General features: G+C 39.5%; 15 protein-coding genes. 6 read left to right on the forward strand and 9 right to left on the reverse strand.

All coding sequences use genetic code 11. The features are described 5' to 3' along the window. The first annotated feature begins 95 nt into the window (after positions 1 to 95). A complete protein-coding gene (locus GGQ60_RS15340; RefSeq protein WP_183766034.1) occupies positions 96 to 1847 on the forward strand; it encodes an ABC transporter ATP-binding protein in 1752 nt (583 codons plus the stop codon). A gap of 18 nt (positions 1848 to 1865) precedes the next feature. Then, entirely contained in the window at positions 1866 to 2081 is a 216-nt protein-coding gene (locus GGQ60_RS15345) for a PLDc N-terminal domain-containing protein (protein WP_183766036.1), read from the forward strand. 342 nt (positions 2082 to 2423) lie between these two features. On the opposite strand, the gene GGQ60_RS15350 is transcribed toward GGQ60_RS15345, so the two are convergent. From GGQ60_RS15350 to GGQ60_RS15380, 8 genes are all read right to left on the reverse strand, one after another. Then, positions 2424 to 3710: an MFS transporter gene (locus GGQ60_RS15350; protein WP_183766038.1), complete on the reverse strand. Its 1287-nt coding sequence runs from the start codon at positions 3708 to 3710 to the stop codon at positions 2424 to 2426. Between the two features lie 175 nt (positions 3711 to 3885). Further along, on the reverse strand, positions 3886 to 5760 hold the full coding sequence (locus tag GGQ60_RS15355; RefSeq protein ID WP_183766040.1) for a RagB/SusD family nutrient uptake outer membrane protein: 1875 nt from the start codon (positions 5758 to 5760) through the stop codon (positions 3886 to 3888). Between the two features lie 34 nt (positions 5761 to 5794). Beyond that, a complete protein-coding gene (locus tag GGQ60_RS15360; RefSeq protein WP_229685131.1) occupies positions 5795 to 9067 on the reverse strand; it encodes a SusC/RagA family TonB-linked outer membrane protein in 3273 nt (1090 codons plus the stop codon). Positions 9068 to 9508: 441 nt separating this feature from the next. Further along, entirely contained in the window at positions 9509 to 11614 is a 2106-nt protein-coding gene (gene recG / locus GGQ60_RS15365; RefSeq protein ID WP_183766042.1) for an ATP-dependent DNA helicase RecG, read from the reverse strand. Positions 11615 to 11619: 5 nt separating this feature from the next. Then, a complete protein-coding gene (locus tag GGQ60_RS15370) occupies positions 11620 to 12522 on the reverse strand; it encodes an EamA family transporter (protein ID WP_183766044.1) in 903 nt (300 codons plus the stop codon). Between the two features lie 2 nt (positions 12523 to 12524). Beyond that, the gene (locus tag GGQ60_RS15375) at positions 12525 to 12905 is read right to left on the reverse strand and encodes a RidA family protein (RefSeq protein ID WP_183766046.1); all 381 of its coding nucleotides are present in this window, start codon (positions 12903 to 12905) and stop codon (positions 12525 to 12527) included. A gap of 12 nt (positions 12906 to 12917) precedes the next feature. After that, a complete protein-coding gene (locus tag GGQ60_RS23115) occupies positions 12918 to 13055 on the reverse strand; it encodes a DUF6728 family protein (protein ID WP_308421194.1) in 138 nt (45 codons plus the stop codon). Between the two features lie 97 nt (positions 13056 to 13152). Next, a complete protein-coding gene (locus tag GGQ60_RS15380) occupies positions 13153 to 14499 on the reverse strand; it encodes an OmpA family protein (protein WP_183766048.1) in 1347 nt (448 codons plus the stop codon). Between the two features lie 173 nt (positions 14500 to 14672). Here GGQ60_RS15380 and GGQ60_RS15385 point away from each other — a divergent pair, with 173 nt between their 5' ends. Then, positions 14673 to 15962: an aminopeptidase P family protein gene (locus GGQ60_RS15385; protein WP_183766050.1), complete on the forward strand. Its 1290-nt coding sequence runs from the start codon at positions 14673 to 14675 to the stop codon at positions 15960 to 15962. A gap of 35 nt (positions 15963 to 15997) precedes the next feature. On the opposite strand, the gene meaB is transcribed toward GGQ60_RS15385, so the two are convergent. Further along, positions 15998 to 16897 carry a methylmalonyl Co-A mutase-associated GTPase MeaB gene (gene meaB / locus GGQ60_RS15390; RefSeq protein ID WP_183766052.1) on the reverse strand — a complete coding sequence of 300 codons (900 nt, stop codon included), beginning with the start codon at positions 16895 to 16897 and terminating at the stop codon, positions 15998 to 16000. A gap of 58 nt (positions 16898 to 16955) precedes the next feature. Here meaB and GGQ60_RS15395 point away from each other — a divergent pair, with 58 nt between their 5' ends. The 3 genes from GGQ60_RS15395 (at position 16956) to GGQ60_RS15405 (ending at position 21005) form a co-directional block, all read left to right on the forward strand. After that, positions 16956 to 17831, forward strand: a complete 876-nt coding sequence (locus tag GGQ60_RS15395) for a glycosyltransferase family 2 protein (protein ID WP_183766054.1) — start codon at positions 16956 to 16958, stop codon at positions 17829 to 17831. A 50-nt stretch (positions 17832 to 17881) separates the two neighbouring features. Further along, complete coding sequence (locus GGQ60_RS15400; protein WP_183766056.1) at positions 17882 to 18952, forward strand: glycosyltransferase family 4 protein; 1071 nt, start codon at positions 17882 to 17884, stop codon at positions 18950 to 18952. Between the two features lie 235 nt (positions 18953 to 19187). Beyond that, positions 19188 to 21005: an ABC transporter ATP-binding protein gene (locus GGQ60_RS15405; RefSeq protein ID WP_183766058.1), complete on the forward strand. Its 1818-nt coding sequence runs from the start codon at positions 19188 to 19190 to the stop codon at positions 21003 to 21005. The last annotated feature ends 1 nt before the right edge of the window (position 21006 follow it).

The following is a 21006-nucleotide window of genomic DNA, read 5'->3' on the forward strand; positions in this document are numbered from 1 at the left end:
TAGCTAACTTTCTTAGCTTAAAGTCATAAAAAAAGGGAATGGATTTTTATCCGTTCCCTTTTTTTATGTTTGCATTAACAAACGACAAAACTTTAATGGGATTATTACTTAACTACCTGAAACAACACAAGTGGATTGTGGTTTTAGCGCTATTGCTTGCAGGTATAAATATCGGCTTTTCACTTTTAGATCCATATATCACCGGGCGGATTTTAGACCGTTTTATCAATAAAAAAGATACTTTAACTTATAACCAATATCTTTGGGGATCATTAGGTTTAATAGGCCTGGCTATCGGCGCTGCGATGGTTTCGCGTATTGCCAAGAATTTTCAGGATTATTTCACCAGCGTAATCGTTCAAAAGGTTGGGGCAAAAATGTATGCTGACGGATTACAGCATTCGCTAAAATTGCCATACCAGGTTTTCGAAGATCAGCGTAGTGGCGAAACTTTGGGCATTTTACAAAAGGTACGCTTAGATTCGGAGAAGTTTATTACAGCTTTTATCAGCATTCTTTTTGTAAGCTTGATCGGTATGATCTTCGTGATCGTATATTCTGTCTCGGTAAGTTATAAAGTTACTTTGGTTTATTTTTCTGCCATTCCGATCATCAGTTTCGTAAGCTGGTTTTTGAGCCGTAAGATCAAAATTATACAACGCTCTATTGTTGGCGAAACTACGGCCCTTGCAGGTTCAACTACCGAATCGTTAAGAAATATAGAGCTGGTTAAAAGCTTGGGGCTTGCCGATCAGGAAATCGAAAGATTGAACAAAACGACATATAAGATCCTGGGGTTGGAGCTTAAAAAGGTGAAATATGTACGCAGTATGAGTTTCGTTCAGGGTACTACGGTAAACCTGGTGCGCAGTACCATGGTATTGGTTTTATTGCTGCTTATTTTCGACAATACGATTTCTGCAGGACAATATTTCTCGTTCCTTTTTTATTCATTCTTCCTTTTCGGGCCGCTACAGGAATTGGGTAATGTAATTCTAACCTGGCGTGAGGCTGAAGTTTCGTTAGGTAACTTCAAAAAGATCTTAAGCACACCTGTTGATAAAAAGCCGGTGAACCCGACATCTATCGCCAAAATTAAAGACCTTACCTTTAGCGCTGTTGGCTTTAAACACCTTACCGCAAACAGGAATGCTTTAGAGAACATTTCGTTTAAAACCCAAAACGGACAGACCATTGCTTTTGTTGGTCCATCAGGATCAGGTAAAACTACTTTGGTGAAATTACTGGTGGGTTTATACCAGCCTAAAGAAGGTGAAATTTTATATAACGGTATTTCGAGCAATGACATAGACCTGGATGCCTTACGCGAAAAAATTGGTTTCGTAACGCAGGATACACAGCTGTTTTCGGGTACCATACGCGAAAACCTGTTATTTGTTAATCCAAGCGCAACCGACGATGACTGTTACAAAGTGTTAAATCAGGCGGCCTGTCAGACCTTATTGGCACGGGCAGATAAGGGGTTAGATTCAATTATCGGAGAAGGTGGCGTGAAGGTTTCAGGCGGTGAAAAACAGCGCCTGTCGATAGCAAGGGCATTGTTACGTCAGCCTGATATCCTGGTATTTGATGAGGCTACTTCTTCGCTCGATTCGATCACTGAAGAAGAAATTACCAAAACAATCCGTTCGGTTTCAGATTTGACCGATCACATCACAATTTTGATTGCGCACCGCCTGTCGACCATCAAACATGCAGATAAAATTTATGTGTTAGAGAAAGGGCATATCATCGAGCAGGGTAAACATGAGGAGCTGATTGCACAAAATGGCCTTTATCAGGCGATGTGGCGCCAACAAATTGGCGAAAGAGTTGTTGAAGCTTAGGAACAAAAGATATTTACCATGTTACTAGCACAAGTAGAAAGCAACCGGATCGCCATAATTATTATTATTGCAGCCATATTGTGGTTGGCTCTGATATTAACCGCATTATATCACATATCCAGGAATAGCAGTATGGCCTTCACGGTAAAAGTACTCTGGTTTATCATTATCCTTTTTGCCCCGTTTATAGGCTCAATTATATACCTCATCTGGGGCAAGAACAAGAAGTTTTAAAATGTTTTGAAATTTATATGCAAGGGCAGTGTTCCCGTCGCCAAGGTCAGTACCTCCACTTACCTTGTGCGTTTTTAGCACAACAATTAATCTAAAATAATTTTGAATCAGCTTTGAACGCCTTGCCTGGCAACCGCAAATAGCAGCAAAACCTTTACTAAAAAAACCTGACTGCACGGAATAATTTTGCAGCCCCTATCCTGCGGGCACAACCACGGCTGCCAAAAAGCTTGGAGGAAAGGCAGGACTAGCGCCAAACCTTGTAGGCCATTGCCTTCCTATCTATAAAGAAAATTATAATATTGGCATTTACATGATGGATGGCATAACAACTTCGGTAAATTAAGCGACCTTCGTGGTCTGCTTGTTAATGTCTTCTAAACTTAATTTGGTAAGCGGTTTAGTTTTTAACCAGGTAAAGAAAGCGATCCCAATGGTCATACTGCCTCCAAAAACGACAGCCGGTACCAGCGTTAACAGCCTGGCTGAAAGTCCAGATTCGAATTCGCCGATTTCGTTAGATGAGCCGATAAACATACTGTTTACTGCCGAAACCCTGCCACGCATATTATCGGGTGTAAGCAATTGCATAATGGTTTGGCGGATAATTACGCTAACGCTATCGAATGATCCTTCGAGGAATAAGAAAAACAAGGTTAAATAGAAGTTTTTAGATAAACCATAACAGATGATACTTAGGCCAAAACCGGTTACGGCAATCAGCAAATTTCTCCAGGGCCTTCCCATCGGCGAAAAGCGGGTCATGGCCAACATGGTAATTACTGCACCTAAAGAAGCTGCTCCACGCATCATGCCCAAACCATAGGAGCCAAGGTGAAAAACATCTTTGGCGAACATGGGCAACAGTGCCACAGCCCCGCCAAAAAATACAGAGAACAGATCTAAGCTCATGGCCCAAACCATCATTTTTGTTTTGAATACAAACTGGATACCTTCTTTTAAACTGTGAAATATATTTTCTTTCGGAACGTAAATTGACGGATGTTTTTTAAGTGTAAAAATACAGATCAAAGAAATCGAAATCAGCACTACAATAAAACCATAAGCGGCCGTAATACCCCATAACCAGTTTACAAAACCACCTGCAATGGGGCCGATAATTGTTGCCAATTGCCAGCTGCTGCTGTTCCATGTACTCGAATTTGGATACAGTTCTTTAGGTACGATTTTCGCCATCAAAGAGAAGGTTGCCGGCCCAAAAAAGCCCCTGGCAATCCCGATGCAGAACACCAAACCGTACATAATAAGTACCAGAAGATCTTCTTTAAGATGAAGGTATTTACTGGTTATGATGAGCATTAAAACAGATGCCAACCAAACCCCCGAAAAAATTTTAACAAGCAAACTGCGCTTTTCACTTTTATCAGCAATGTAACCGCCGTATAACGCAATTCCGATAGCAGGTATCGCTTCACAGAGACCTACCAAGCCCAGTTTTAACGGATCGTGTGTTAAATCGTAGATGTGATAGCCAATAACAACAGCCTGCATTTGGTATGCGAGTGTAAAAAAGAACCGCATACCGAGGAAAGATCTGAACTCTTTATAGCGCAATGCTGCAAAGGGATCTGGTTTTACAATAACGGGTTGGGGATCTGAATCTGCCACAGAAAAAAATTTATCTGCAAAACTAAGCTTTGAAAATTAAATACAGGAATATAGAAACGTTTAATATCGGTCCTTCCCTTTAAAAAGTAAAAATGCCTGTCTGTAGTTTCAGATTTTTGTAGCATAAAAAACCCGATGAATCGTTTGATCCATCGGGTTATCCAATAGGGTCAGTCTAGTAACCCGGATTCTGTTCAAGTAAATTATTTTTATTTACTTCATCGCGGCTAAATGGCCTGAAATAAAGTTTATCATTCCAACTCCTGTTCTCCTGTGCATTTTCCTCTACCGGGCTGTAGGTATAATCGTAAACGGTAGGATCGTAATGGTAAGGGGCCGACATGGTTTTACCAGCTTTAAATTTACCGGTAACTTTGATATAAGTAACTTTTCTACCCAGTGTTTCATTTGCGATTAACCACCTGCGGGTATCATGATAACGTTGTTCTTCGTAAGCCATTTCTATACGGCGCTCGTGGCGGTAAACCTGTCTAAGTCCATCCTGGTCTGTTGCGGTAACCGCTGGCATACCTGCCCTGAAACGGATTTTGTTTAACCACTCCGTTGCTTTACTTAACTCACCAAGCTCGATACTGGCTTCAATGAAGTTAAATACTGCCTCGGTATACCTGAAGAAAGGCCATGGTATATTCTGCGACATAGAAGCATCTACAATGGTTGGATCCGGATCGATAAATTTATGATAATAATAGCCTGTCCAGCTGCCGTTCCAGTTTTCAATCGAGCTTCCGCGGGTATCTAAGCCTTTAAAATCAATTCTGCTGCCATTATCAATTAAATCATAAATACCGGTCTGGATCTGGTTTGCCGGATCAACGTTTCCTGAAGCTTTATCGCGTGGTTTCCAACCTGCGCCATCGTATAAAATGGTCGCATAAAAACGAGGGTCTCTATTCTGATAAGGATTCGCTTTCTGCGCCGCATTTGCCCAGCTAAATTTACTGCCGTCTTTCATCTCATAATCATCGACCAATAAACCTATAGGCGTATTGCCGGCCCAGTTATGGTAACCATTAGGGCCATTCTGCTGCGCATGTTTAATGTTGTTCTGGATAATAAAATATCGGGCAAAAATAAGCTCTGATGCTGCTGTAGCATCTATGCCAGGTGCTTTACTTGCTCCGCCCATGGCAATGCTTTTATAGTTTGTCTGACCATCGGTAGCAGAAACCGGGGCGGTAAGGTTTAATTTATAACCTGTACCCAGTTTCATCACCGCATCTGCAGCAGCTTGTGCTAAACGGTAACGGTCAAGCTGGTTTCCACTGGCATAACTTAGAAAATCTAATTTTTGAGCAGCAATACCAGTAATTTTAGCCGTAAGCTTTGCCCTGTCATGCAAGTCGCTTGCAGCGTAAATCAACACTCTTGATTTTAGGGCCAATGCGGCAGTAGCTGTAGTTCGTCCTTTATCGAGTGTTTTACCGGTTAACAACCTGTTGGCTTCATCGCAATCTTTAACGATAAAATTTACACACTCTTCGTAAGTATTTCTTTTTACGTTATAGTTATCATCCAGCACATAAACTTTTGTAATAAGAGGTACAGCGCCGTAATAACGCAGTAATTGCTGATAAAAGTAAGCCCTTAAAAAATAAGCTTCACCTAACAACTGATCTTTTAACGATTGGCTGCTCAAACCATTATCGCCAGTGGTTATTCTTTCGATGGTAATATTACAGGCCCTGATGCGGTTATACATCTGTTTATATGCCCAGGTATCATTTACCCAACCCAATGTAGATGGGTTGATGGTGGCATTATTAACCAGGTCGATACCACGCGTTGGGTGTGTAAACAGGGCTTCATCCGAAACGGAAGCCAGCATTTCCTCAGAGAAACCACCATTACCCAACCCGTTATAAATATCATTAACGAAGGCCTGTGCAGTTGCCGGATCTTTCCATACCGATTCTGCTGGCACCTGACTAGGCGATTCTACATTTAAAAAATCTTTTTTACAGGATACTGCAAAAATGGTAGTGAAAATTAATATATAGAATTTTATATTTTTATTTATTGCTTTCATATTCTTGATTGTAACGGTTAAACTTGATTACATTTTAAAAAGCGGCTTTAATACCAAAGTTGATTACCCTGGCCTGCGGATAATACTGGCCGCTCGAATTGGTTGATTCGGGATCCCATATCTTGATTTTATCCAGCGTAAACAGGTTTAATCCGTTTGCATAAACCCTTACACTGTTCAGCCCCACTTTTTCTACCAGGGTATTTGGTAAGGTATAGCCTAACTCTACGTTTTTAAGTCTGATGTAATTATTGCTCCGCAACCAATAGGTATTGTTTAAGGCATTGTTGCCGTCGGTGTAATAAGTAGCCCCGCGATTAGATAAACGTGGATTTACTGAACTTGGGTTATCAATGCTCCAACGGTTCTTATACGACCACTCCAGGAAATTACCAATATCGCCCGATTCTGTTATACCTACAATCTGCATCCCGCCGGTTGCACCCTGAATCAGAACAGATAAATCGAAACCTTTATATTGCAGGTTTAAGTTAACTCCTCCGGTAAAGGTTGGCGTACCGTTTTTATCCAAACGTACCTTATCGTCTGCATTGATTTTGCCATCGCCGTTAATATCCTTAAACTTCATATCACCAGGGCGTAAATTGTTTGTTAGCGCTCCATAATTTAAAGTATTGGCACTAATTTCTGCCTGATCTTTAAAAACACCATCATATTCGTATACCAACCACGAATTGGTTACACGTCCGGTTGAGCGTTGCCATTCAGGTGCACCAGGGGTTTCATCCCAAAAAATAATTTTATTTTTCGCATAACCACCATTTACACTTACACCATAATTTAATTCGCCAACCTGGTCGTTATAGCTTAATTTAAATTCGAAACCTTTATTGTTTACCTTCCCTAAGTTAACAGGTGGCAAACGGTCAGTAATACCCGAGCTTTCAGGTACCGAACTCCCCCTGCTGATCAGAATATTAGTACGTTTATTATAGAAATAATCAAATTCAAGTGATAGTTTGTTATTGAGGAACGATGCATCCAAACCTACGTTCGTATTATTGGCCACTTCCCATCCAAAGTTGAAATTAGGCACTTTTCCTTCTGTTAACGTTTTAGTAACGAGATCATTAAAGGTATACGTTCCAAAATTCATTAAGCTGAGGTACTGATATTCTTGCAATGCATCTCCAAAATAGGCTTCAGCACCCATCTGGCCATACGATGCCCTCAGTTTTAAATTGTTTACGAACTTAACATTTTCTTTGAAAAACGGTTCTTCAGATAAGCGCCAGCCCACCGATACCCCTGGGAAGAATCCAAAACGCCTGTTGGTTGGAAAGATATAAGAACCATCTACCCGCCACAAAAATTCGGCAAGGTATTTTTCTTTATAGTTATATCCTGCCCTTCCAAAATAACTTAAACGAGCCCGCTTAAATAAGTTGTTCGGATCACCCGGATTATTACCTAATGATTGTTCGCGTTCATCACCAGCCAGTAATTCCTGAACAGACTGAGAAATAAAGTATCTTCTGAAAGCCGTAAAACCATCGTTATCAACTGTTTCACGGGTTACACCAGCCATTAAACCAATATTATGGTTGCCGATTTTCTTGTCATAATTGATCATTCCGGTTAAGTTGATGGCCAATTGTCCGCCAGCGGTTTCCCTCAGCCTTGGATCGGTATATTGCGACCTTACCGTACCCGTTAAAACAGGCGTTACACCATCAGCCTGGAAGGTTTTTTTATCCCAATCGTAAAGTGTCCAGGGTAATTGCCAATTTTTCTGCCTGCCGGAGTATTTATCTATCGCAGCAGTTCCTGTTACTTTTAATCCTTCAACACCCGGGATTTTGATTTCTACCTTACCGGTGGTTTGAAAGTAATCCCGCACATCTTTATTGTACCCGGTTAAATCAGTTGTAGATACTACCGGGTTATAACCATATTCAATATCCCTTCCCGGCTTGCCATCGGGCCATATTGCGATTTCATTAGGGCGCCCTCTCATCAGAAACCTGAATATATCGCCCGCACTAACGGTAGGGAAATTACGGTCTTCTTCCCTTGCCGATACGCCCAAAGTAGTGGTAATATATTTACTCAGCTTTGCTTCGAGGTTAAACCGCATATCGTACTGTTTATACCCGGTGGCAGAATTTTTATAATATCCGTCCTGATCAAGATAACCCAGCGAAACGAGGTACTTCACGTTTTCACTGCCCCCATTGATCTGAACATTGTGCCTTTGTTGTGGAGACCAATTTTGGAAAGTAGTTTTAAACCAATCGGTATTAGGATACCTAAGCGGATCTGATCCATCGCCAAACTTCCTGATTTCATCAGCTTTATAAGCAGCATTAATTGTTTTTCCAGTGGTAGAAGTATAAGCTCCTGTTGCTTTAAAACTGTTCCATGCTGCCGCCCACTCGTTAGGATTAAGATCGGATCCAAAAATGTTCAGTTCATTCAGAATCTCGGCATATTGTACCGAATTAGACATTTTAGGTATGCGTGTAGGCTGTTGTAAACCATAACTAAAATCGTAAGAAAACTGAGGCTTACCTGATTTACCTAATCTGGTGGTAATTAAAATTACCCCGTTGGCCGCCTGCGAACCATAAATGGCGGCAGAAGCATCCTTTAAAACCGACACACTTTCAATATCGTTTGGATTTAGCCTTTCAATACCGCCAGCACGGTTGGGAATACCATCGATTACAATTAATGCATTGTTGTTTCCAAGTGAATTTGTACCACGGATCCTGATGGTAGAGCCATCATAACCCGGTTCCCCACTGCTTTGCAAGGCCGTTACACCCGGTAAACGACCGGCTAAAGAGTTGGTTAAGTTTACGGATGATGATTTAGCAAGTTCTGTACCTTTAACTGAAGCAACCGCACCTGATACAACTGCTTTCTTCTGTGTGCCATAACCCACTACCACAACTTCTGAAAGGTTTTGGTTAGTTTCGGTCAGGCGGACATTAATATTTGTTTGATTTTTTACCTGTATCTCCTGATCTACATACCCCACATAGGTAAATACCAGCGTTGCATCTTCAGGTACTTTAATGCTAAAATTTCCGGAGCCATCGGTTACTGTAGCCGCTGTGCCTCCTTTCAACTTCACACTTACACCAGGAATCGGACCTTTGGCATCTGTAACTTTCCCCTTCACAATAATATCCTGTAGAGGAAGTTTGTAAAAATCAAAAGGTTCCTTTTCATGAAATGATGCTTTGGCAGACATGCCGGCAAGCGGAGAAAAAACGAGACAACCACCGCAAACAAGAAACATGCTACTTCTGGCAAAAGTCCTCAATAGATTTTTTTTCATAGTTTTTCAAATTATTATGGTTAGATATTGATTGTAATACAATTTAGTATTCATGAATTACCATGAACGGTCAGTAGTTGCATTAGTAATATTGATTTATTGAGCCAGCCACTAACTTTATCCCTTACGGGAAACGATTAGTTTGGATAAATTGGTCAATAAATCATGGTTAACCATTATGAATCCCCTTATCTGATACATAAACTAATTATGGTTAATAAAACTACCGAACAGGTACGTGCTGATTTAAGCTTGTTTACTGAAAAGGTTCATAATTGGTTATACGCAAGATAGGGATATTAGACATGTAAAAAAGGGGGTATAATAATAATTATAAGGGGCTGAATCGTAAAAAATCCATTACAAAACGACAGGAAGTAAAACAAATAATACAGCGTTAAATATTATTGTAAATAAGCAAAAAAACCTGCTGTTAATGCGTTAACTTATCTTATCGAAAGAAATCCCCCTATTTAATTTCTGAAGGTATGCTTTTAACGCTGCATGCTCGATTTTTTCCAATTGAGGATCTTCCGCGAAAAGTTCAATAACCGTATTCCGTGCTTCAGATAAAATAATCTGATCTTTGGCCAGATCGGCAAGCTTTAAATCTAAAACGCCGCTTTGCTGTGTTCCGGTAATATCGCCGGGGCCACGAAGCTGCAAATCAATCTCAGAAATTTCGAAACCATTGTTCGTTCTTACCATGGTTTCTAAACGAACTTTTCCTTCTTTGCTCAGCCTGTTACTGCTCATTAAAATACAAAAAGACTGTTCGGCACCCCGCCCAACCCTGCCCCGCAGCTGATGGAGTTGCGAAAGTCCAAACCGCTCGGCATTTTCGATTACCATTACTGATGCATTAGGCACATTAACCCCAACCTCGATTACTGTAGTGGCTACCATAATCTGGCTTTTACCCGCTATAAACTGCTCCATCTCGAACTGTTTATCTATATTAGCCATCTGGCCATGAACAATACTGATCTGGTAATTGGGGCGTGGGAAATGATAACTCAATTGTTCTATTCCTGCCTCAAGATGTAAAAGATCAAGTTTTTCACTTTCCTTAATCAAGGGATAAACGATATACACCTGACGCCCTTTGGCAATCTCCTGTTTCATAAAACCGAACATCCGAAGCCTTTGTCCTTCAAAAAGATGCCTGGTTTCAATAGGTTTTCTTCCTGCGGGCAGTTCATCAATGATCGAGACATCCAAATCACCATAAAGGGTCATCGCAAGGGTTCTCGGAATCGGAGTTGCTGTCATGACCAAAATATGTGGTGGAATAACATTTTTACGCCAGAGCTTGGCGCGCTGTTCCACACCAAAACGGTGTTGTTCATCAATAACCACCAAACCCAGGTTTTTAAACTGAACTTTGTCTTCGATCAGCGCATGGGTCCCAATTAATATATCAATTTCGCCATTTTCAAGCTGTTCATGTAAAATAGTTCGTTCTTTCTTTTTGGTATTGCCCGTTAAGATGGCAACTCTGACCAGGTCATCACTTACCAAGCCGGTTATCGATGCGTAGTGCTGTCGCGCTAAAATCTCCGTAGGGGCCATCATACAAGCTTGATAGCCGTTATCATTCGCCAAAAGCATGCTCATTAGTGCCACAGCTGTTTTTCCGCTGCCAACATCACCCTGAACAAGCCTGTTCATCTGTACACCGCGTTGGGTATCGAGCCTGATTTCCTTTACTACACGCTTTTGAGCATTGGTGAGTTCGAAGGGTAAAAATTCATTGTAGAAACGGTTCACTTTCTCGCCCACTTTATCAAAGGTTACGCCTTTAAATTTCAATTGCCTAAGCTGTTTGTTATGCAACAGCTGAAGCTGAATAAAAAACAGTTCTTCGAATTTTAAACGTCTTTCGGCAGCATTTAAATCTTTTTGGTTCTTTGGAAAATGTACATTAAGCAGTGCTATCCTTTTATCGGGAAGCTGGTATTTATCAATAATATAGGCAGGTAAATTTTCCGGCACCTGCTGTATCACCTGGTCAAGCAATCCGGCAATTAAACGCTGCAGGCCTTTAGAGTCGAGGTTAAACTTTTTTAATTTTTCTGTAGAGTTATAAACAGGTTGTAATGTTAAATTTCCCCTTCCAACCTGCCGGTTCTGGTACAGCTCCATCTCGGGGTGCGAAATGCTAAAGGTCCCGTTAAAAAAAGTTGGTTTACCAAAAGCCACATAAGCAGCCCCTACGGTAATATGATCTTCAACCCATCGTAAACTCTGGAACCATACCAATTCCATAATTCCGGTTTCATCTTTAAAAACAGCAACAATGCGTTTTGCCCTTTTATCGCCAATTACCTTTTTTCCTATCACCCGGCCAATAATCTGGATATATTGCGAATCGATATTGATCTGGTTGATCTTAAAATATTTTGTACGGTCGATGTAACGAAAGGGATAATGCGATAACAGGTCCTGATAGGTAAAAATGCCAAGGTCTTTTTTTAGCACATCCGCACGGCTTGGCCCAACGCCTTTTAAAAACTCAACAGGTGTATCTAAAACCGGATTAAACAAAATATTTACTGTTTCTTGTAAACAACACTTTTTAGCAATTGTGCATTAAAAATAACGATCGATAGCAGCAAAAGCAAATAAGCAAAAAGTTGGTGCAGATCTATTTTCTCTTTAAAGTAGAAAAATGCAACGGTAAAAGCAACAATTGGATTGAGGTAGATTAAAATACCCAAGGCAGAAGAGGGCATTCCTATCAGGGCATAGGAATTTAAAAAAAGTGGAATAATGGTAAATACAATGGCAATCAAAAATATATGCAACCAAAAAGAGGTTTGGATAGGAAAAGGCGCAGCATTGAAAAAATATAGTGGCAGCATCATTAACCCTGATAAAATTAGCTGAATGCCTAAAAGGTTAAATTTATCTACACCTTTAATTATTTTTAGCACAATAACATATATGGCATAAAAAGAGGCAACGATAATGGCCCATATTACTTCATGTAAAGACCCTGTTGCCAAAAGGATGATGCTTATAAACGCAACAACCAGCGCAATAACCTTTGCCTTGGTTAATTGCTCTTTTAAAATGATAAATCCGCAGAGTGCAGTTAATAGCGGACACACCATGTAAGCAAAGGCTGCTGCCTTTAAACTCACACTATTTACAGCATAAATATAAGTGAACCAATTTCCTGTAATTAGAAATGACGATACTACAGTAAGCAGCATGAGTCTGGTTTTCTTGCGGGAGCTTAAGGATTTGAAGAGATTCAGATCATTTTTTAAAGCTTCTTTTCTAAATAAAAAAATGATTCCCCAAACTACAAATATGGAAACAAGTATCCTGTAAAATAAAATTTCGTGTGGCGGAAAATCTTTTATGTTACGCAAAGGTACCGACATTGTTCCCCAGATGATGTATGGAACAATGCCCGATATAAAATATTTACGCTTATTTTCTGCCAAAACTAGCCTATAACGGCAATTACAGAGATTTCTAGATTAACATTTTTTGGTAATACAGAAACCTGAACCGTTTCACGAGCTGGAAAATCAGCAGTAAAGTACTGCCCGTAAACCTCGTTTACCTGAGCAAAGGTACCCATATCACTTAAGAAGATAGTAGACTTTACTACGTTATCGAATGTTAAACCCGCCTCAAGTAAAACTGCTTTTAGATTACGCATTACCTGGTGTGTTTCTTCTTCGATATTGCCAATATTCAATTCTCCGTTTTCAGGATTAATGGCTACCTGACCTGATACGAATAAAAAGTTTCCGGCCTGTACAGCCTGGCTATATGGCCCAATTGGAGCTGGAGCATTAGTGGTATTGATAATTTGTTTCATACTATTTTGAGGTTATTTGGCAAGCCACTGGATAAGCTTATAGATGATACCTGCCAGAAAAATTGAAATGGCCAATGCATTGATAAAATGCATAATTTTAATATTGATATTATTTGGCCTGTTTGGATCCTTTTTTCTAAAGAAGTACATGATACAAACTTAGCGAAAAAGCTTAACAGGCGAAACTGAATGGCATAAAAAAAGTCCCGATTTGCATCGGGACTTTCTTAATTTTTATATTGAAATACTAGTTTCTAGCAGTTTCAACACGACGGTTTTGGATACGACCTTCTTCAGTATCGTTAGAAGCAATTGGATTAGCTTCGCCATAACCTTTAGTAGCAACTTGACTAGCGTTAACGCCAGAGTTTACTAAGTAAGTTTTAACAGAGTTAGCTCTGTCTTTAGATAATTTCAAGTTATATGCAGCAGTACCTTCGCTTGAAGCGTAACCGTTTACAGTTACTTTACCACCGTTTTCACGTAACACTGAAGATAATTTATCTAAAGTAGGGTAAGACTCAGTTTTTAAAACTGAAGAGTTGAAATCGAAACCGATTTTTTCGAAACCAGTTACATTGCTAGTTGGAGCAGTAGGCTCTGGTGCTTTTGGAAGAGGACAACCTGAACCATCAACAGCAGTACCAGCAGGAGTACCTGGGCATTTATCGAACTGATCAGCAACACCGTCACCATCAGAATCTTTTTTCAAATCTTCAACAGATTTTTCAACAGCAGAAACACGGTTTTTCAATGCTTCAACTTCTTGACGTAAAGTTGGATCTTTTAACTCATCGTACATAGTAGCTAATGGGTTAGTCCATTCTAAAGTTGGTTTAGCAGAAGAACCTAAAGAGAATTCTAAACCAGCATAACCGTAAGAGAATTTATCTTTAGTTTGACCTTTTGCATAAACTCCGTCTAAGTTATCAGCATCAACAAAGTTCATGGTATAACCTAAGTTAAAGTTAACACGCTCAGAAACTTTGAATTTAACACCAGCACCTACTGGAATGTAGAAACCTTTTACGTAATCTTTAGCATCGTGTCTGTCATCAGCAGGACCAATAGCTTTACCTTTCCAATCGATTACTGAACCATTAGCTAAAGTAATTTTTGGAGCATAAGCCATATAACCAGCACCAGCTGTTACGAAGAAACCTACTGAGTTTTCACGACGTAAGAAATCGATAGAACCAACATTTACAACTCCACGTAAATCAACAGCATATTGTAATTGAGTTTCGAAATCTTTTACAGCTGGGTTAGAAATACCTTCGTTAGTACCTGAAAGTTTACCACGGGTTCCATTTAATTCTAAACCGAATGAGTGACCTAATTGTTTACGGATGTTTAAACCGTAACCTAAGTTAGCATCCCATTTGTTAAAGTCGTTTGAACCGCCGATTGCTACAACTGGCATTAAAACGCCACCATGTACACCAATAGACCAAGTTCTGTACTGTCCTCTACCGCCAAATACCTTAACAGCAGAAGAGGTTGCAGGAGCATCCTGAGCGACAGCAAGAGAAGCAACTCCTGTTAATGCCACTAAAGAAAGCGCAACACTTTTCTTTAAAGTAGAATAATTCATAATCTTTTTTTTCTTTTTTAAGGGTTAAACAATTTAATTGATTAATTTTTTAGTAATCGCAAAATTAAACAAAATTTTAAATTTTCAAACTTTTATACAAACTCCGTTCCAAACTTCACAGTAAATAATCATTTTATTACTTTTGGCCACTTCCATATAAAAATACCATTTTCATGAAATATCCTACTATTGATCAGTCATTATTTATTTTAAATAGAAAAAAATTTACTAATCACCTAAAAAACAACTCATTAGCTATATTCAATTCAAGTGATGAATTTCCTAGAAGTGGCGATCAGAACTTTATTTTTAAGCAAAATCCAGATTTATTTTATTTATCGGGAATTGATCAGGAACAAACCATATTGCTATTATTTCCCGATTGTCCTAATCCCCTGTACAGAGAAGTCCTGTTTTTAAGACAGACTAACGATTTCATTAAAATTTGGGAAGGATACAAGTATACCAAAGAACAAGCTAAAGCAGCATCGGGTATTCAGTCCGTATACTGGTTAGAGGATTTTGACAATATCCTGCATAGCATTGTGAACTATGCAGAGCATCTTTATTTAAATACAAATGAAAACGACCGATATGCCCACGAAGTCCCTTATCGGGATATGCGTTTCATTGAGAAAATGAGAGCAAAATATCCCTTGCATCATTATGAACGTTCGGCACCAATTATGCGAAATTTACGCGCAGTTAAATCTGAAATAGAGATTGAACTAACTAAAAAAGCATGTGCAATAACCCTCGATGCTTTTATCAGGGTATTAAAATTCACCAGGCCCGGCGTTAAAGAATATGAAATTGAAGCAGAGATTATACACGAATTTATCCGCCAGGGGGCAACAGGCCACGCTTATACACCTATTATTGCTTCCGGCCATAATGCAAATATTCTGCACTACAATGATAATAACCAGGAATGTAAGGATGGGGAGGTAATACTTTTCGATTTTGGGGCCGAATATGCCAATTACAATGCCGATATGAGTAGAGCGATTCCTGTTAATGGCAGGTTTACACAAAGACAAAAGGATGTATACAATGCCGTATTGCACGTAATGAAAGAATCGATCAAATTAATTGGCGAAGGAACCATATGGAATACCTACCACGAACAAGTTGGCGAAATCATGACTGAGCAGCTGGTTAATCTTGGGCTTATTTCTTTATCAGATGTAAAGAACCAAACGGCCGCTTGGCCAGCTTATAAAAAATACTTTATGCATGGCAACTCGCATCATTTAGGCATTGATGTACATGATTTTGCCGGAAGGTACACACCATTTGCAGCAGGCAATATCCTTACTGTAGAACCGGGTATTTATATACCAGAAGAAAATCTGGGCATCCGTTTAGAAAACAACATTCTCATTACTCCGGATGGAAATGTAGACCTCATGGCCGATATCCCATTAGCTGCTGAAGAGATTGAAGACATCATGAACAGTTAAATCGGTTTGCAATTTCCAGTAAAAAAGCCAACCCCTTAGCTTTCATTCACAAATTCTTCTGCAAAACGGTAAATATTAAAATTGTCAAGTTTAATGGCTGCCTGGATTCGTTCAAGCAGCCTTTTTTTATCAATGTGCTGCATTTTTTGATGCTGAATAATTTTCCAGGCTTTCTCCGCAAATAGAAAAACCCTTCGGCTGTGATCGGGAGTAAGAGGTTGGATTATCCAAGCGCACAATTCATCAATACCCGTATTTTTATCTGCCACTGTTTTTAATATCGGTATAGCTTTCGTCCCCTGATGAACAATTTTCTTCAGGTTATTGGCAAAAACATCGGCACCTTCCCTATCAGCCTTATTGATCACAAAACAATCGGCAATTTCCATCAGACCCGATTTTATGTGCTGAACTTCATCCCCCGATTCTGGCACCAATACAACAACAGTTTTATCCGCAAGTCCGGCAATTTCCACTTCTGATTGTCCAACACCAACCGTTTCAACAATGATCAGGTCAAAATTGGAGCCTTTTAAAACATCAACCATTTCGATGGTTTTTGCAGAAATTCCACCCAGCGCACCTCTCGTAGCCAACGACCGGATATATACATTTGGATTGTTAAACTGGTTGGACATGCGGATACGATCGCCTAGCAGAGAACCAAAATTAAACGGAGAAGTAGGATCGATCGCCAAAATTGCAATACATTTTCCAATCGCTGCAAAATAATTCGTTACCGCATTTACAAGCGTACTTTTACCTGCTCCCGGGGGGCCGGTAATCCCCAGAACAGTTGTATTGGCTTTACTGTCTAACCCCTTTAAAATGGAATCGGCCGGACCAATATTATTTTCGACGAATGTTAACGCTCTTGCTAAAGCTTTATAATTCCCTGCTTTTACTTCGCTTAAAATGGATAGATGCGTATTCATCAATAAAACTATCTTTGTACAAATAAACAAAAATTATCAGCTACCAAGCACGCCCATCATGAAAGTGACCGGTTTTTCCTTTTTAAGAAACGCAATTGTAAACGATTATCCGGCAAAAGAAGCCATACTTTCGATATTACCCCTGTGTGATGATTTTATAGTTGCATTGGGCAATTCATCTGATGAAACATCAGAAATGGTTAAAAGTATCGACCCGAAGATCAGGACAATTGATACAGTTTGGGATGACAGCATTCGCGAAGGTGGACGTGTTTTTGCCGACGAAACCAATAAAGCTTTGGCAGAAATAAGCGAAGATACCGATTGGATGATCTACATTCAGGGTGATGAAGCCATACACGAAGACTATCTTCCACTGATTAAAAAAGAAATGGAGCAGGAGCTGAACAACAGCAAGGTTGAGGCTCTACTTTTAAAGTATAAGCATTTTTATGCCTCTTATGATTATCTGGCAGAATCCAGGCGCTGGTACAGAAGAGAAGTCAGGATTATCAAAAACCTGCCTGGGGTTCGCTCTTACCGTGATGCCCAGGGCTTCAGGATTAATGACAGGAAGTTGAAGGCTAAATTAATCGATGCCTACGTTTATCATTATGGCTGGGTAAAACCGCCAAAAGGCCTGCAGGGTAAAGTGCGTAATTTTAACCAATTTTATCAAACACCGGAATGGATAGAGGAGAATTACCCTATCCAGGATACCTATGATATGCACAATGCCGACCGTTTGGTTCATTTTAAGGGTAGCCACCCAAAAGTGATGCAGGCCAGAATTGCCGCCGCAAACTGGAAATTTGATAAAGATTTAACTAAAGAAACCCCAAAAATGAATTTCCGCAGAAGGCTGCTACAGAAAATTGAAGATTTAACCGGATTGCGCCTGTTCGAATACCGTAACTATAAAATGGTAAAGTAGGCCACAACTTAAATCTGTCTATATTTGCATCAACTAATAAATGTTATTGAATGAAAAAGCCTAAAGTCTTAGTCACCTTTGATTCGATGAAAGATGCCAATTGTGGCTATTTCTCCTTTGGAAAAGGGCTGGGCGATGCACTGATCCAGGAAAACAAAGGTAAATTTGATTTAAAATTTTATCTCTTTAAACACACTCAATATCTTTTTAACGGCCTGGTTGATATCATCTATCTCTCCAGATTAGACCGGTTGTTCTTTAAGGGCAAAAATGATTTCGATGTGGTCCATTTATCCGATCAAACCTGCAGGTTAAGGCCCAAAAGGGTTAATGCAAAAAAAATAATGACCATTCATGACATGAATAAGGTACATTTAAAGTTTAGTAAGCCACACAGGATCAAAGTATATTTAAAAAAACTGGGTAAACTGATTTCACAATGCGACAAAATCGTATGCATTTCGCAGTTTGTTGCAAATGACGTAGCCCACTATTTTCCGGAGGCCAAAGCGAAAGTTAGCGTAATTTATAATGGTGCCGATAAGTTGATTTCGGATGAAAAACATCAACCAAGCTTTGTCCCACCAAAACCTTTCCTGTTTACCATAGGATTATTATCCGTACAAAAAGGATTCCACCTGCTGCCAGCCTTATTAAAAGATAACGACTTTCATCTTGTTATTTCGGGTAGGGAAACCCCACATAAACAAAGGATTTTGGAAGAAGCTGAAAAATACGATTGTTTAGACAGGGTACACATCACAGGGCCGATCTCTGATGAAGATAAGGCCTGGTATTATAAAAATTGTGATGCTTTTTTATTCCCTTCTGTTGCCGAAGGCTTTGGACTTCCTGTAATTGAGGCGATGCATTTCGGGAAACCCGTTTTCCTCTCAAAATTTACTTCACTCCCTGAGGTTGGTGGCGATGTTGCTTACTATTTTGATAATTTTGAGCCTCAACATATGCAGGAGGTGTTTACTGCCGGAATGGTTGATTTCATACAAAACAATCGTGGTGAAGAAGCAAAAGCCCAGGCCGAAAAGTTTTCGTGGGAAATTGCCGCGAAACAGTACATGAATTTATATCAGCACTGCCTGGGAAACAGCAAAGAAAAATAGGCTATTAATCAAAAACCAGCAATATAGAAAAAAGTTAATAGTGAGGACTATTAACGGTCTACTTTTTCTAAAACAGCATATCTGCCAATTCCAAAAAACCAAGAATTGTAATTTTAATTCTGCCAGGAGCCTGCATCTTATTGATATGTATGAAAAACCGTACATTTGCCTGAACTTTATTATATTTTTTACGGCGGGGTATTCCCCCTGAATTCCGTTACATACATTAACATTAATGAAAACTTATTTTCGTTTATTATCATTTGCCAAGCCTATTGAAAAGTTTGCAATACCTTATGTAATTACCACATTGTTTGCAATTTTTTTTAATACTTTTCTTTTTACATTGTTGGGCCCTTTAATGCAGGCCCTGTTTTTGGGGAAATGCGATCCGGCCAAAATTGCAGAAGAGAAAAGCGACTGGGATTTATTGGGCCGCTTTAACAATTACATAGATGGCATTATTGCAGAGGATAAAATCCTGGCGTTAAAAGTAATTTGCGTAGTTATTATTGGAACGGTATTTCTTGCTAATTTTTTCCGTTATTTTTCTCAACGTTTTATGGAAGATTTACGTGTACACACGCTCTTAAACATCCGTAAAACCGTTTTTAATAATGTAATGAACTTACATGTTGGCTACTTTAATAATGAGCGCAAGGGCGATATTATATCAAAAGTGGCCTCTGATGTTCAGGTGGTCCAGTTTACGGTTACCAACACGTTGCAGGTAGTTTTCAAGGAACCCTTACAACTACTTTTTTTTATTGGTGTGCTGATTTCTATATCTGTCAAATTAACCTTATTTTCTCTGCTGGTAATTCCGGTTTCGGGCTTTATCATCAGTAAAATCGTGAAAAGATTAAAACAACAGGCCACACAGTCACACGAATCTTTTGCAAAGATGATCGGCTTTTTGGATGAATCGCTTAGTGGCATAAAGATTATCAAAGCCTTTAACTCTACCGAACGTACAAAGGAAAAGTTTGATACCGAAAACAGGTTTTATTCGTTTTTAAATAGAAAAATGGCCAGAAGGCAACAATTGGCTTCTCCGGTTTCTCAAACGTTGGGTGTTTTGGTGGTTGTATTTATTCTTTTATATGGTGGTACCCTGATATTGAGTGGAGAAGGCGATTTGAAAGCAGCAGAATTTGTGGTTTACCTTGCTACTTTTTCACAGGTACTACAGCCGGTAAAAGCCCTTGCCGATTCTTTTAGCGGCATCCACTCTGGTATCGCTGCTGGCGAACGCGTATTAGACCTGATCGATACCGAACCTGCGCTTAAAAATAAAGCCGGAGCAGAAACATTAGGCGATTTCAGTACTGCCTTAACCTTAAAGGATGTTTCATTCAATTATGGCGATAAAGAGGTATTAAAAAATATTAACATTGATATAGAAAAAGGTAAAACAGTGGCTCTGGTGGGCCCTTCCGGAGGTGGCAAAAGCACGTTGATGGATTTACTACCACGTTTTCATGATCCAAAATCGGGGGTTATCAAAATCGATGGTCATGATTACCGGGACCTTACAGTAGAAAGTATCCGTTCGCAAATGGGTATCGTTAACCAGGAGTCGTTTTTATTTAACGACACCATTTTTAATAATATCGCTTTTGCGAAGCCAGATGCAACCGAAGAAGAAGTTATGGCGGCGGCGAAAATTGCAAATGCACACGATTTTATCCTCAATACAGAAAATGGTTACCAAACCAATGTGGGCGACAGGGGCAATAAATTATCTGGCGGGCAAAAACAACGGGTTTGTATTGCCAGGGCAGTTTTGGCCAACCCACCCATTATGCTTTTAGATGAAGCTACATCAGCCTTAGATACTGAATCTGAAAAACTGGTACAGGACGCGTTAAATAATTTAATGAAAAACCGTACTTCAATTGTCATAGCGCACCGTTTAAGTACCATACAACATGCGGATAAAATTGTGGTGATTGATAAAGGCGAAGTTGTAGAAAACGGAAGTCATAACGAATTGATGAATAAAAATGGTTTATACAGGCGTTTAATCGACATGCAGGCCTTTAACGATTAAT

Origin of the sequence: Pedobacter zeae, assembly GCF_014196715.1 — a bacterium.
Taxonomy (GTDB): Bacteria; Bacteroidota; Bacteroidia; order Sphingobacteriales; family Sphingobacteriaceae; genus Pedobacter; species Pedobacter zeae.